Annotated in this window: 16 protein-coding genes and 1 riboswitch; of the genes, 7 read left to right on the forward strand and 9 right to left on the reverse strand. The window is 36.3% G+C overall.

The window, feature by feature from the left end; all coding sequences use genetic code 11:
• Positions 1-7: 7 nt before the first annotated feature.
• Positions 8-511 (forward strand): hypothetical protein, encoded by a 504-nt coding sequence (locus tag BLT04_RS08935; protein WP_089755427.1) that lies wholly within the window; start codon positions 8-10, stop codon positions 509-511.
• A gap of 63 nt (positions 512-574) precedes the next feature.
• On the forward strand, positions 575-1843 hold the full coding sequence (serS, locus tag BLT04_RS08940; protein ID WP_089755428.1) for a serine--tRNA ligase: 1269 nt from the start codon (positions 575-577) through the stop codon (positions 1841-1843).
• 68 nt (positions 1844-1911) lie between these two features.
• Here serS and BLT04_RS08945 read toward each other — a convergent pair whose 3' ends face one another.
• The 9 genes from BLT04_RS08945 to BLT04_RS08985 form a co-directional block, all read right to left on the reverse strand.
• Positions 1912-2670 (reverse strand): hypothetical protein, encoded by a 759-nt coding sequence (locus BLT04_RS08945; RefSeq protein ID WP_089755429.1) that lies wholly within the window; start codon positions 2668-2670, stop codon positions 1912-1914.
• A gap of 30 nt (positions 2671-2700) precedes the next feature.
• Positions 2701-3468, reverse strand: a complete 768-nt coding sequence (locus tag BLT04_RS08950) for a sulfite exporter TauE/SafE family protein (protein WP_089755430.1) — start codon at positions 3466-3468, stop codon at positions 2701-2703.
• Positions 3459-3911, reverse strand: a complete 453-nt coding sequence (locus BLT04_RS08955) for a FixH family protein (RefSeq protein ID WP_089755431.1) — start codon at positions 3909-3911, stop codon at positions 3459-3461. Before BLT04_RS08955 ends, BLT04_RS08950 begins: the two co-directional genes overlap by 10 nt.
• Before the next feature lie 141 nt (positions 3912-4052).
• Entirely contained in the window at positions 4053-5507 is a 1455-nt protein-coding gene (gene ccoG / locus BLT04_RS08960; RefSeq protein ID WP_089755432.1) for a cytochrome c oxidase accessory protein CcoG, read from the reverse strand.
• A gap of 98 nt (positions 5508-5605) precedes the next feature.
• Complete coding sequence (locus tag BLT04_RS08965) at positions 5606-6487, reverse strand: cbb3-type cytochrome c oxidase N-terminal domain-containing protein (RefSeq protein ID WP_089755433.1); 882 nt, start codon at positions 6485-6487, stop codon at positions 5606-5608.
• A 10-nt stretch (positions 6488-6497) separates the two neighbouring features.
• Positions 6498-6695, reverse strand: coding sequence for a cbb3-type cytochrome oxidase subunit 3 (locus tag BLT04_RS08970; RefSeq protein ID WP_048512090.1), 198 nt, complete (start codon positions 6693-6695; stop codon positions 6498-6500).
• A gap of 16 nt (positions 6696-6711) precedes the next feature.
• Entirely contained in the window at positions 6712-8973 is a 2262-nt protein-coding gene (gene ccoN, locus BLT04_RS08975; protein ID WP_089755434.1) for a cytochrome-c oxidase, cbb3-type subunit I, read from the reverse strand.
• A gap of 5 nt (positions 8974-8978) precedes the next feature.
• Positions 8979-9203, reverse strand: coding sequence for a cbb3-type cytochrome oxidase assembly protein CcoS (ccoS, locus tag BLT04_RS08980; protein WP_089755435.1), 225 nt, complete (start codon positions 9201-9203; stop codon positions 8979-8981).
• A 109-nt stretch (positions 9204-9312) separates the two neighbouring features.
• Positions 9313-11691: a heavy metal translocating P-type ATPase gene (locus BLT04_RS08985; RefSeq protein WP_170828454.1), complete on the reverse strand. Its 2379-nt coding sequence runs from the start codon at positions 11689-11691 to the stop codon at positions 9313-9315.
• Positions 11692-11780: 89 nt separating this feature from the next.
• Between BLT04_RS08985 and BLT04_RS08990 the strand changes: the two genes are divergently transcribed.
• The 5 genes from BLT04_RS08990 (at position 11781) to thiS (ending at position 14845) form a co-directional block, all read left to right on the forward strand.
• A complete protein-coding gene (locus tag BLT04_RS08990) occupies positions 11781-12494 on the forward strand; it encodes a Crp/Fnr family transcriptional regulator (protein ID WP_089755437.1) in 714 nt (237 codons plus the stop codon).
• Between the two features lie 59 nt (positions 12495-12553).
• Entirely contained in the window at positions 12554-13369 is an 816-nt protein-coding gene (gene panB / locus BLT04_RS08995; protein ID WP_089755438.1) for a 3-methyl-2-oxobutanoate hydroxymethyltransferase, read from the forward strand.
• Positions 13369-13698 carry a hypothetical protein gene (locus tag BLT04_RS09000; RefSeq protein ID WP_089755439.1) on the forward strand — a complete coding sequence of 110 codons (330 nt, stop codon included), beginning with the start codon at positions 13369-13371 and terminating at the stop codon, positions 13696-13698. The genes panB and BLT04_RS09000 overlap by 1 nt, the downstream gene beginning before the upstream one ends.
• Before the next feature lie 3 nt (positions 13699-13701).
• On the forward strand, positions 13702-14379 hold the full coding sequence (locus BLT04_RS09005) for an RluA family pseudouridine synthase (RefSeq protein ID WP_089755440.1): 678 nt from the start codon (positions 13702-13704) through the stop codon (positions 14377-14379).
• 103 nt (positions 14380-14482) lie between these two features.
• A riboswitch (TPP riboswitch) is annotated at positions 14483-14581 on the forward strand.
• A gap of 57 nt (positions 14582-14638) precedes the next feature.
• Positions 14639-14845 carry a sulfur carrier protein ThiS gene (thiS, locus tag BLT04_RS09010; RefSeq protein ID WP_089755441.1) on the forward strand — a complete coding sequence of 69 codons (207 nt, stop codon included), beginning with the start codon at positions 14639-14641 and terminating at the stop codon, positions 14843-14845.
• Position 14846 lies beyond the last annotated feature (1 nt).

Here is a 14846-nt window from a genome sequence, read left to right on the forward strand (position 1 = left end):
GTTGGCAATGAGAAATGTTGTTTTCGGAATTCTGGTTGTATTTTTTGCGCTTCTAAGCTGTAGAAGTGAGGAAGATGATATTCAAAAAATAGATCAGATATTAAATATTTACATGAAAAATAGCTTGGGGCGGGATTTATTTCACAAAAAGAAAGACACTTCATATTTTACCTATGTTATGAATGATGTTTTAGGTGACAAAGATAATGCTCCGGTAAGCAGTTCGCTCAAAATGAATCCTGATTCCACGTTTTACATAGAATATATCGCCGGTGCAAAAAGAATAGGAATTGATACTTTAGATCCAGACAATAAGATTTATCATTCTGTGATTACGGTCTCATTAAGGAAAGCGGTGAATAATGTAGCGATCGACACCATCGAAGAAAAGCTGGAAATCCAGTATCGATTAACACCTTCCGTTTTTGAGGTCTCGAAAGTATTTTATAATGATACTTTAAGATTTACAAAACAACCCGGCGTTTCAAATGTAGTTACGATCGTAAAATAATTTTTTAAATTTGCAAAACTGTTAGATTCGATCTAGCATTCTAATAACTAACATCTAAATAAAATGTTACAAGTCAATTTTTTACGCGACAATAAAGAACGCGTTTTAGAAGGTCTGAAAAAAAGACAATTCAAAAATCTTGAGTTGGTAGACAATGCTATTGCTACTGACGACGAAAGAAAAAAAATCCAATTTGAATTAGATTCTCAACTTTCCGAAATCAATAAAATCTCCAAAGAAATCGGGCTTTTAATGAAAGAAGGAAAAAAGGAAGAAGCAGAATCTGCAAAATCTAAAACAGCTCAGTACAAAGAATCGAGTAAAGAATTGCAATCCCAGCTTGAAGTAAAAGAACAGGCTTTATTGGATATTTTATACCAAATTCCAAACATTCCGAATGAATTGGTGAAAAATGGTGCTTCGGCGGATGATAATGAAACAATTTATCAGTCTCACGATGTTCAGGGATTGGGTGAAGGAGCGATTCCTCACTGGGAATTGGTAAAAAAATATAACCTTATTGATTTTGAATTAGGAGTAAAAATTGCCGGTGCGGGTTTCCCTGTTTATTTAGGGAAAGGTGCGAGACTGCAAAGAGCTTTGGTTCAGTATTTTTTAGATAAAAATGTTGAAAAAGGATATTTGGAAGTTAATCCGCCTCACGTTGTGAATGAAGCATCTGGTTACGGAACAGGGCAGTTGCCTGATAAAGAAGGGCAGATGTACTATATTCAGGCTGATGATTTATATTTAATTCCGACGGCGGAAGTTCCTGTGACGAATTTATACCGTGATGTTTTGTTGGAAGAAAAAGATCTTCCGATTAAAAATACGGCATTTTCTCAGTGCTACAGAAGGGAAGCGGGAAGTTACGGAGCTCACGTAAGAGGTCTGAACCGTCTTCATCAATTTGAAAAAGTAGAAATCGTAAGAATTGAAAAACCTGAAAATTCTTATGCTGTTTTGGAAGAAATGGTTGAGCATATCAAGGAAATCCTTACGGATCTTGAGCTTCCTTACAGAGTTTTAAGACTTTGTGGCGGTGATACAGGTTTTGCTTCTGCAATGACGTATGATTTCGAAGTCTGGAGCGCGGCTCAGGAAAGATGGCTGGAAGTAAGTTCAGTTTCTAATTTTGAAACTTTCCAGGCTAATCGTTTAAAATGCCGTTACAAAACTGACGGAAAGTCTCAGTTGGTGCACACATTAAATGGTTCTGCAATGGCTTTACCAAGAATTATGGCTGCATTGCTTGAAAACAATCAGACTGCAGACGGCATCAAGCTTCCTAAGAAGGTTGCTGAGTATGCGAGATTTGATATAATTAATTAAGATTCAATATTTGATCTAAATAAAAAGCCACCGAAATTTTCGGTGGCTTTGTTTTATGTGATAGTAAATTATTCTGTTACAACAACGATTTTCTTATCGGCATTTTTAAGAGGTTTTTTATCCTTCTCTTCGCCAAATAAATAATCAAGATCATAATCAATTCTTATGGAATGATCGTCAACTTTTGTAAGCCAATCGTGTTTTCCTGTGATGGATTTTATCTTGTTCTCAAATTTTAACGTGGTTCCGATTTTTTTGTACATCATTTTCAGCGTTCCCATGGGCATTTCCGGACTTTCATCATCTCCTGTAATGCCTTTTTTTGCTAAAAGATCTTTCATGCCGTTAAGGCTCAGCTTTTCGGTGTCGATTGTTAATGTTTTCCCGTCCCAGTCGTTCATTGCCATTTGATCGATCGGAACTTGTTCGTTTTTCGAAATATTTTTCACTGAATTATAATCATCTTTAGAAAAATGATCCATTTTGAAGGAAAATCCTGAAATTTCGTTGTTTTCGATACTGGATTTCATGAAGATTTTTTTCATGATTTTAATAGAATCCGGATTTTTGGTTTTTAATTTACCTTCCTTTTTCTCCATGTCATAAAGGCTTGTCCATGTTTTTGGAAGTTTTTCAAGCTCTGCAAATTCTTTTTTATCATTTTTAGCAGAATCAGGCATCATAGATTTCATCATTGACATGGCGTCTTTCATATCAAGATCCATCATGGTCGTGGTTGCGGCATCTTTATGATACGTGATTTCCGAATTTAATGTGCACGAGTGTAGTGCAAAAAGGCTGATGAATAGGAATAAGAAGTTTTTCATAGTTATAGTTGATTTGGTTTAAAAATTAAATTAATGACAATTGACCTTGCTGTGCGCATGCTGGCTGTGATCGCCTCCCAAATGACAGTCTCCGTTGTTGTCTTTCGAAATCGTCATGGCTTCAGCTCTTGGCGAAATGTAAGGAATTCCTAATTCAAGACCTCTTACGATAAATAATCCGCCTAAAATAATCATCACAACCGGAATTGCTTTTAAAACCTTTACTCTAAAAGCCTGATTCATCAAATTTCCGACCAAAACTACAGCAAACATGAATGGAAGCGTTCCCAAACCAAATAAGGCCATGTAGGAAGCTCCCTGCCATATTCCTCCGCTTGCCAGGCTTGCTGTGAGAGCCATATAAACCATTCCGCAGGGTAAAAATCCGTTTAAAATTCCTGTTGTAAATCTTGATCTGTAATCTGCTTTCTGAAGTAATTTTCCCAAATTTGATTTTACAGAGAATAAAAATTTAGAGAAAAAAGGAATTTTTGAAGCGAAATCTTTTCCTCCAAAAGAAAAAACGGCCATAATGATCAGTAAAATCCCTACAGCAATCGTAAGATATTGCTGAAAACCTGCCATTTCAAAACCTTCGCCAATAATTCCAAGAATTGCTCCCAAAAGAGAATAAGTGAAAATTCTTCCGAACTGATACGTAAGATTTTGAAGATAAAAGTTGGTCGCCTGTTTTTTTGTTAATCCCATCGACAGCGCAATAGGTCCGCACATTCCGATACAGTGAAATCCGGATGCGAAGCCTAAGCCGATTGCCGATAAAATAAGTGCTATTTCCATATCACGTCATAGTCGATTCGATAATCTGTTTTGTCTTTAGTCCACATCAATCTCAACGTATAATTCCCTTTACTCAATACACGGGTCGGAATGGTAAAAGATTGATTTGCATCTATTTGTACCGCTTTTTTTATATCTAAATTCTGATCGTCGGTTCTGTTTAATACAAATTTTACGGTTGTATTTGAATTGTTATAGTCTTTAGGAAATTGTATTTTAATTCCGTTTGTATCCTGGCTGTAAGTAGGTTTTTCCTGAAGCGTATCTGCTCTTTTTTTAGCATCAATGACATCCTGATATTGCAATTCTTCTTCATAATAGTTATCGGTTACCATTTCGGAATTCTTTTGCCCGTTCGGAAAAAGAAATAACATCGATAAAATAAAAGCTATGAATGCAAATAATGCAATTACAACACCGTGTCCCCAACTAAAGTTTTTCATATGTAAATTTTATTATTGAACTTGCTTAAACTTAATAATTCAAAGAAAAAAGTTTAAACGGCATTATTGTTTTAAGCCACCTGAAAAATGAGCTGCCGTTTGAGATTATGTTCTAAACAGCAACGATTTCATGGTTAAAATTTAAAATTGTAATTTAAATGGTCCTTCAAAATAAGTCTGATAAGAATCTACCAAATTGCCCTTCGTATCATAAACTCCGATGGTAATGTTTTGTTTTGACAGCTTCATTTCATTTTCAGGGAAGCTGATATTGATCGTTCCCTTGGAAATTTTATCTCTTTCTACGGTAATTTTACCAGATGCGCTGAAGGTGATTTCTCCGTGAGTAGGCTCAATTACTTTAATGGTAACTATTTTCTTGTCGTTTGTTTTATTTAAGAAAGTATAGTTATAGGTATTGGTAATTTTTCCGTCACGCAGGAAAAATGTGCTGCCTGCAGGCTTGATAAATTTGGCTTCCATTTCTCCGCGATTGTAAAGCAGAAAACCAAGAAAACCAACCAATAATACAAGAACGATGGCAAAACCTTTCATTCTTCCTGTGAATTTAAACTGAGTCTGGTTTTCAATTTCGTTCTCAGAAGCATATCTGATCAATCCTTTCGGAAGGCCTACTTTTTCCATAACTTCATCACAGGCGTCGATACAGGCTGTGCAGTTTACACATTCAAGCTGTTGTCCGTCTCTGATGTCAATTCCTGTGGGGCAGACAACTACGCATTGATGGCAGTCGATACAGTCTCCCTTTCCGGCAGCTTTTCTGTCTTCACCTTTTCTCCATTTTGATCTGTTTTCACCTCTTTTAAAATCGTAGAAAACATTGATCGTGTCTTTATCAATCAAAACACCCTGTAATCTTCCGTATGGACAAACCAGCGTACAAACCTGCTCTCTGAACCACGCAAATACAAAATAAAATGCTGCGGTAAAAAGTACCATCACAATGAAATTGGTAGGATGTGCAAACGGCCCTTCAGAAATAATTTTAAATATTTCCTGATACCCCACAATATACATCAGCATAAAGTGAGTGATAATTAAAGAGATAATGATGTAAACTGTCCACTTTAAGCTTCTTTTCCAGATTTTCTCACTGTTCCACTCTTGTCTGTCCAGTCTCATCTGGCTGTTTCTGTCACCTTCAATAAGATATTCAATTTTACGGAATATGGATTCCATAAAAATTGTCTGAGGGCATATCCACCCGCAGAAAATTCTTCCGAATGCAATCGTAAAAATGATGATAAATATTAAAGATGCAATGGCACCCAGAGTAAGGATAAAAAAGTCTTGCGGATAGAAAGGCTGTCCGATAATGTAGAACTCTCTATCTATTACATTAAATAAAAAGAAGGGATTGCCATTAACTTTTATAAATGGCACTGTAAAATAAATAAGGAGCAAGGTGTAGCTTACGATGTTTCTGTAATTGGTATATTTTCCTTTTGGCTTTCTTGGAAATACCCATTTTCTTTTTCCGGATTGCTCCATTGTCCCTATAGAATCTCTATAAGTCTCAGGGTCCAGAACCTGTCCCTGTCCGCCTCTTACTTCTATTTCTTCTATGTCTGACATTGTAATATATTTTAAAAAAAGAAAAACATAATTCGTTACTATTTTTTTAATCTAATAACAAATTATGTTTTTTCATATACTTTCTAATTTTTGTTAAATTATTCTTTTTCCCAATGTGCTTCAGTTCCTTGCGGAGCAGCACCTCCTTGTGCCGGAGTAATTGGAGCCTGCTCTTGATTGATGTGGTATACAAAAGCGGCAATCTTTTCAATTTCTGCACCAGAAACTTCTCCGTTTTTACCGAATGGTCTCATTGCAGGGTTGTTTGGCGATCCGTTCCAGTCCATATGGAAAACGTTTTTAAATAATGTTTTCTCCGGTTGGTTGATCCAGTAGTTGTCCGTTAAGTTAGGACCGATACCACCTCTTCCGTCCGGGCCGTGGCAAGAAGCACAGTTTGTTTTGAAAAGCTCCTGACCTTCTGCAATATTGTCTGCAGAATACTTAGCCGTTTCAATAGTTACCGGAGGTTGGGTTTTATTGTACTCGTCAATAGCTGCCATCTGCTCTTTATATTCTTTTTCATATTCGCTTAATGGGTGTGCGAAATCTGTGAAAGAATAAGCGGTGATATAAACAATACAAAAAGCAGTCCCAAAATAGAATAAACCTACCCACCATTTTGGCAATTGGTTATCCAATTCCATGATGCCGTCGAAACCGTGGTCTATAAGGATATCCTTTTCTTCAGTTTCAGATTGCTTTTTAAAAGCAGCATCATACATTCTTCTCAAGAAAGGAATCTTCTTTTCTGCCAAATAGGCAGCCTTTTCTTCAGGAGAAAGTTTTTTGAATTTATTATTTTCAATCAAATCTCCGATTGCACTGTGGATATAAGCCAGAATACCGGCAATGATTACAGTACCCCAGAAATATGGTGAACCTAGGAACGAATAGCTTTGTACAAACAGATAATAAAAAACTATTAAAAGTCCTATTATTATTAAGATGTTTACTACAACGGGTGTTCTTTGTTTCATAACAAATAGTTTAATTTTTTAAATTAAAATCGTCTTCATCATCCCCAAGCGGTGCTTCTTCTTCTTCTTTGTAATATTTTTTAGGCCTGCTAAAAACATATATTACTAAAGCTACGAAGAAAAGCATAAAGAAAATCAGAGCCAACGTCTGGTAAAAACCTGCGTTTTCTGTATTGGATAATATATCTTTAAAATTCTGAGGAATCATCTGAAGCTTTTAATGTTTAGTTATTACTTGCTGTTTTTATTTCAGTTGTTTTGATATCTGTTCCTAATCTTTGCAGATAAGCAATAAGAGCGACAATTTCTTTTTTCTCTAATTCACCTTTAGGTCTCTTGGCGTAAGCGTCTTTTAAGTCGGCTGCTTCAGAGAAGATATCTTTAACAATTTTTGAAGACTGATTGTTAGCCCACGAGTCTGCAGAATCTATTTCAGCTTTTGTATAGGGTACTTCAAATGTGTTTTTCATTAACTTCATTTTGTCTACCATTTTAGATCTGTCAAGATTTGTAGCAATTAGCCAAGGGAAACGAGGCATAATCGATCCTGCTGATGTAGATCTCGGGTTATACATGTGCTTGTAATGCCAAGAACTTGGGTTTTTACCACCTTCTCTATGTAAATCCGGTCCTGTTCTTTTTGATCCCCATAAGAATGGTCTGTCATAAATAAACTCTCCGGCTTTTGAATATTGCCCGTTTTTACCGTTAAATCTTACAATCTCATCTCTGAATGGTCTGATCATCTGAGAGTGACAAGCGTTACAGCCTTCACGGATGTAAAGATCTCTACCTTCCAGTTCTAGTGGAGAATATGGTTTTACTGCTGAGATTGTCGGTACACTTTTCTTAAGAGATAATGTAGGGATAATTTCAACGGAACTACCTATTGATATTGTTAAGAAAGATAAAATTCCCAATAATACCGGAGTTCTTTCTAACCAAAGGTGAGTGCCTTCTCCTTCTTTTCTGTTTTTGCTGATGTTTGCTAAAGCCGGTGCTTCTGCAGGAACTTCTTTCTGGAATGATCCTTTTCTTACAGTTGCCACAACGTTTACAACCATTAAAATTGCTCCTGAGATATAGAATGATCCTCCTAAGAATCTCATTTTATAGTAAGGTACGATTGCTGTAACAGTATCCAGCCAGTTTTTCCATAATAAGGTTCCGTCCGGGTTGAATTGTTTCCACATTAGCCCTTGTGTGAATCCTGCGATATACATTGGCACTGCGTAGAAGATGATCCCTAAAGTTCCCAGCCAGAAATGCCAGTTGGCTAATTTTGTAGAATATAATTTGGTTCTCCACAAGATGGGTACCAGGTAATAGATAACTCCGAATGCCATGAAACCATTCCATCCAAGAGCTCCTAAATGTACGTGACCAATAACCCAGTCTGTAAAGTGACCAATTTTGTTAATATTTTTAGTTGCCAGAAGCGGGCCTTCAAATGTTGCCATACCGTAAGCGGTAACAGCCACAACGAAGAATTTAAGAACAGGATTTTCCCTTACTTTATCCCATGCTCCTCTTAATGTTAAAAGTCCGTTTAGCATACCTCCCCAAGATGGTGCAATAAGCATGATAGAGAAACCAGTTCCTACCGCCTGAGCCCATGCCGGTAAAGCTGTATACTGAAGGTGGTGAGGCCCCGCCCAGATATATACGAAAATTAATGACCAGAAGTGAATAATAGACAATTTATATGAGAAAACAGGTCTGTCGGCAGCTTTTGGTAAGAAATAATACATCAAACCTAAAACTGGCGTCGTCAATACGAATGCAACTGCATTGTGACCGTACCACCATTGTACGATAGCGTCTTTTACCCCCGCATACATTGAATAAGATTTCCAACCTGTGAAAGATAAAGGAACCTCAAGGTTATTGAAGATATGAAGCATTGCTACTGCGATCCAGGTACCAATATAGAACCAAATAGCTACATATAAGTGTCTTACTCTTCTTTTTGCAATAGTTAAGAACATATTCGCTCCGAAAATGATCCAGGAGAACGCAATCAAAATATCGATTGGCCACTCATGTTCAGCATATTCTTTTGAGGTGTTAATCCCCATAAAGAACGTAACGAACGTAGCAACAATCATAAATTGCCAAGTCCAGAAATGTAACCAAGATAATGTATCACTGTACATTCTTGTTTTTAATAATCTCTGTAACGAGTAATAAATACCTGTGTAAACGATATTACATACGAATGCAAAGATTACGGTGTTGGTGTGCAGCATCCTGATTCTACCAAATCCGAATGCACCATGTGTGTTTATCAAGCCTTGAATATTCCCTGATGACAAGCTTCTAATCGTCGTATCATCAGTTCCGAATAAAAATTCGGGAAGTTCAGGGTAGAAAAGCATTAATGCTGCCGTAAGCCCGAACGTGAACCCAATAAGCCCAAAAACTATGGTCGCATAAAGGAATGCACGAACAATGCTGTTGTCATAACTAAACTTTTGTGTCTCCATATCAACTATTCACTTTTTTCTTCAATTTTATTATTTCCTATTTCTTTTTCGTCTTTTTTATCGTTGCCAACTTCCTTCTTTTCCTTGATCTCACCGGAATCGAACAGAATTCTGACAGCCGGAGATTCATCATCTTCAAACTGCCCTTTTTTGGCGTAGACTATAAATACGACCAAGAAAATCGCAGCCAAAGAAACACTGCACAGGATCATTAAATATAGAATATCCATTTGACAACAAAATTAACCTATTTTCGGGGTTCAAATTTAGTGAAAAATAATGACATTCATCACGAAATACGGTTTTCAGCTAATTTAAAATCAGTCTAAATAAGGGCGTTTAAGCCTCTTTTCTGAAGTGTTTTCTTCCCAGTATCCAAGTTGAAAGTGTGGTGAATGTAACTACCGTGATAGAGCTTATCGGCATAAGGATTGCTGCGAAAAGCGGATGCATATGTCCTGTAACTGCATAACTTAAACCGACAATGTTGTAAAGAAAACTAATTATAAATGTCATTTTTACAATCGTGATCGAGCCTTTGCACACGTTCAGGTATTTGTCGAGAGTCACCACTTTTTCTCCATTCATGATGACATCAGAAGAGGGTGTAAAACTATTGCTGTCGTCAGAAATTGCAATCCCGACGTTACTTTGCTTAAGCGCTCCGGCGTCATTTAGACCGTCTCCAAGCATGGCAACTTTAAGATTTTTGTCCTGAAGATTTTTGATATAATTCAATTTATCTTCAGGGTTTTGGTTGAAAGCCATTCCTTCAAAATTCGGGATCAGTTCTTTCAATTGATTTTCCTCAGACGAATTGTCGCCACTCAGAATGAAAATTTTATAATTCGTAAGTTTTTTGAATAAATCTTTAAGATTTTGACGGTATTCGTTTTTAAAGATAAATTTACCTAAAAATTCATCATTTTTACTGATAAAAACTGCTGTTTCAAGGTTTTTGGATTCCTGATTATTGTATTTTGCAGAACCGATTTTGTATACATTTCCTCTGATGCTCGCTTCGTAACCTTTTCCTGAAATTTCCACGAAATTCTCAACCGTAAAATAATCATCTTTAATATCAATAAATTCGTATAAAGATTTTGAAAGCGGATGGTTTGAATTTTTTAATAATGTTTTGATATTCAATAAATCAAATTCATTAATTTCGGAACCTTCGTATTTTATATTTGATTTTTTTCTATGGGTAATCGTTCCTGTTTTGTCAAAAACGATGGTGTTTAATTTTGCAATTTTTTCGATCGTTAAAGTATCTTTTACGTAAAACTTATTTCGGCCTAAAATCCTCATAATGTGACCGAAAGTGAACGGTGCAGACAACGCAAGCGCACACGGACAAGCTATTATTAAAATCGCGGAAACAACCTGAAACATGGTCCGTAAATCAACAAAAGACCAATAGATTCCCGAAACTAAAGCAATGCCTAAAATAATGAATGTGAAATACTTACTGACGTTGTTGGTCAGTGTGTCAAGTCCTGTTTCATGTTTTTTGAAGGCTTCTTTATTCCAAAGTTGAGTCAGATAACTTTGATCAACATTTTTAATGACTTCGAGTTCCAAAGACGAGCCGACTTGTTTTCCTCCCGCGAAAATTTTATCTCCGGGCTGTTTGCTGATGCTTTCACTTTCTCCCGTGATAAAGCTGTTGTCAATATTTCCTTCCCCATTAATTAAAATAGCATCAACAGGGATGATTTCCTGATTTCTGACTAAAATTCTGTCTCCAACTTTAATTTCTGACAATAAAATATTTTCTTGTTTTCCTTCAAAATCAACCTTCGTTACGGCAATCGGATAAAAAGATTTGTAATCTCTGTCGTATGAAAGCGCACTGTAGGTTCTTTTTTGGAAAATTTTACCCAAAAGCATGAAGAATAAAAGTCCGCAAAGTGTATCGAAATATCCTGGTCCATAATCTGTTACGACCTCATAAATGCTTCTTCCATACAACACCAAAATTCCTAAAACAATCGGAACATCAATGTTAACAATCTTATTTTTTAAACCGTACCAAGCCGATTTATAATAGTCTGATGCTGAGTAAAATACAACGGGAGTTGCCAGTAAAAAGATCAATGTTCTGAACAAACCTTTGTAATGCTCCATCCAGTAATCTTCTCCACCCACATATTCCGGGAAAGCGAGGAACATTCCGTTACCGAAAGCAAAAGCCGCAATCGCGAACTTAATCAGTAAAGATTTATCAAGATGATCTACATTTTTATCTGCAGTTTCAAGACTGATGACAGGTTTGTATCCTAAATTGGTTAAAAAATTAGCTAATTCACTTAGTTTTAAATCATTATGATTGAATGAAACCTGTAAGGTCTTTCTGGTGAAATTAACCTGAGAATATTTAATATTTTCATTTAAAGTATGAATGCTTTCCAATAGCCAAATGCAAGAAGAACAGTGGATTACAGGAATCTTAAAAGTGACTAAGCTTGTGCTTCCTTCCGAAAAATCTGTTACTTTATTGAAAATCTCAGGAGTGTCTAAATAATCGAACTGGCCGGCGTTTTCATCACTCGGACGAATTCCTGCCCTTTTATTAAGCTCGTAAAAATTACTTAAATTATTGGTATTCAGTATTTCGTAAACCGATTTACAACCGTTGCAACAGAAAAGTCTTTCATCAAACAAAATTCTTTCCTTTTCGATATCTTGACCACAATGAAAACAGTTCTCGCTCACCTTCATAAATTATTGAACTACAAAATTATAACAATTTTTTTTGTTTATCGAGTTAAAAAGTTCTATTTTTGTGATAAATGTCATATAAAATGTCGCAGGAACAACAGATTGCAATTGAAGATAGGTTTGCCAGGGTTTTTAATGATAAATCATTCAAGGAAAGACTTTCCAGCGCTGATTTTGATAAATACATTAACGCTAAAAAAAGACTTAGTTTTCAAAAGCACGACACTATTTTTGAGGACGGAGAAATTCCAAAAGGCGTTTATTTTTTAGAAAAAGGTGCGGCTAAGCTTTCAAAATCAGGAGCTTTCGGAAAAGACCAGATTCTTAGATTTATCAAAGAAGGGGATATCATCGGATATCGCTCACTGCTTTGTGGGGAAAATTTTCAGGCAAAAGCAGAAGCAATGACTGATATTGAAGCTGTTTTTCTTCCTGCCGAAGTTTTTATGTATTTACTTGAAGTTGATCCTCAGCTTTCTTTTGTAATGCTTCAGAAAATCTCTTACGAATTGGGTGAATCATCAAATACAATCACCTTCCTTGCCCAAAAAACGGTAAGAGAAAGATTGGCCGAAATTTTATTGCTTTTAGAGCAGAAATTAGGCGTTGATCCGGAAGGTTTTATCAAAATTTCTTTAACAAGAGAAGAAATTGCCAACATTATCGGTACCGCTACAGAAAGCGCCATCCGTCTGATCTCTGAATTTAAAGGAGACCAGCTCATCGAAGTAGACGGAAGGAATATCAAAATCCTCAACCACGACAAATTAATGAAACTAGGACACGTAGTTTTATAAATCATACAAAAATTGAGTCGGCCCAGCGCCGACTTTTAACTTTAAAAAATAGATACATTATGTCTGTTCACTCTGAAATTAAGAAAGTTACAACGGAGACCTTGCGTAAGATGAAATTCGACAAGGAAAAAATAACGATGCTTACAGCTTACGATTTTACAACTGCCAAAATGGTAGATGCAGGAGGTATTGATGCTGTTTTAATCGGAGATTCTGCAGCTAATGTGATGGCAGGTTTTGAAACCACATTGCCTATTACCTTGGATCAGATGATTTACCATGCTCAAAGTGTGGTGAGAGGAACTGACAGAGCTTTGGTGGTAGCCGATTTACCATTCGGGACTTACCAGAGCAATCCTGAAAAAGCACTGGAATCTGCGGTAAGAATGATGAAGGAAGGCGGTGCTCATGCCGTAAAAATTGAAGGCGGAAAAGAGATTTCAAAATCAATTAAAAAAATTATCAATGCCGGAATTCCTGTGATGGGACATTTGGGATTGACACCCCAGTCGATTTATAAATTCGGAACGTATAAAGTAAGAGCAAAGGATGAAGCAGAAGCTGAAAAATTGATCTCAGATGCTCAACTTTTGGAAGAATTAGGGTGTTTTGCGATTGTTTTGGAGAAAATTCCGGCTGATTTGGCTAAAAAAGTATCGGAAAGCATTACTATTCCAACCATCGGAATCGGAGCCGGTCCTGATTGTGACGGGCAGGTTTTGGTTTACCACGATATGGTAGGGATGAACCAAGGTTTCAGTCCTAAATTTTTAAGAAGATACCTTGATCTTTATACTGAAATCACGGGAGCCGTTGCTCAATATGTGAAAGATGTAAAAAATGTTGATTTTCCAAACGAAAAAGAAAGTTATTAATGAAGCAGAATCTTCAGGCCATTCAGGGAGTTATTTCTATTTTAGCCATCGTTTGCCTTGCGATAGGATGGTTTAATTTATTTTCTCCGGAAGTCAATGCGCTGCTTTCCAAAAGAATATTTTATATTATTGTAGGGATAAGCTTTATTTTGCAGGCACCTTTATTAGTTAATAAAAAGTTTGTATATCCGATGTATGCGGCGGCTGCTTTTTGTATTATCGGTGCTTTTTTACCTTACGAATTAAAAATAACATCAGGAATGAAAACCCTTGGGCTTTTAGCCGGAGTCATTCTTTCTTTGTCAAACAGGCCAAATTTTCGTCAGTAAACCATGGAAGATCAGATTGTATATGAAGACAACCATCTTTTGGTGATCAATAAAAAAGTCGGACAGCTTGTACAGGGCGATAAAACCGGCGACGAATCTCTGTTGGATTCAATCAAAAATTTTATAAAAATAAGAGATGCTAAACCCGGGAATGTTTTTCTGGGTTTGGTTCATCGTATCGACCGCCCAACTTCGGGTTTGGTGATTTATGCTAAAACTTCAAAAGCACTTTCCCGTTTGACTCAAATGGTTAAAAACAGGGAAATCAAAAAGACCTATTGGGCCGTTGTGGCAAAGGAAATGATTCCTCAAAGTCAAAGGCTGGTTCATTATTTACAGAAAAACGAAAAAAATAATAAAGCGATTGTTTATACAAAAGCGACGGATGGGGCAAAAGAATCTATCCTAACGTATCATATTATTAAAACTTTAGATAATTATCTTCTGCTGGAAATTGATCTTGAAACTGGAAGACATCACCAAATTCGGGCGCAGTTATCAAAAACCGGAGTTCCTATCAAAGGTGATTTAAAATATGGCGCACCACGATCAAATCCTGATGGCGGAATTAATCTTCATGCCAGAAAACTGGAATTTATTCATCCAGTCACCAAAGAAAATATTGAAATTATTGCTCCCATTCCGCAAAATGATGCAATTTGGAGAGCTTGTGAAGAATAAAAGAAAATACTTAAATAAAAAAAACCGTCTCAGTTTTGAGATGGTTTTTTTATTTAACTAAAATTAAAAATTTTGCCCATTTCAAAAAAATAACTAACTTCGTCTCAAACTTTAGGGGTGTCTGTTGACAAACAGGCTGAGATTTTACCCTTTGAACCTGATTCTAGATCATACTAGCGTAGGGAAAAGTGAAATGACTTTTGCTGTACATTCTATTGTACAATAATGGGCATTCCTAAAGTGTTTTAAAAATTTAGGAATGGAGCTCACAATAAATCACACACTCAAAAAATTTGATGTACTTCCCGACACTCTGGAAGCATTAATGGCTATTGAAATACCCCAAAAACGAAAAGGTATTGCCGTAGCGCTCAACAATCGCATTATTCCGCAGTCATTCTGGGCGGAAACATTTCTCAACGACAAAGATTCAATTTTAATTATCACTGCTACTCAAGGCGGTTAAT

Origin of the sequence: Chryseobacterium soldanellicola, from assembly GCF_900100115.1 — a bacterium.
In the GTDB taxonomy this organism is placed as follows: Bacteria; Bacteroidota; Bacteroidia; order Flavobacteriales; family Weeksellaceae; genus Chryseobacterium; species Chryseobacterium soldanellicola.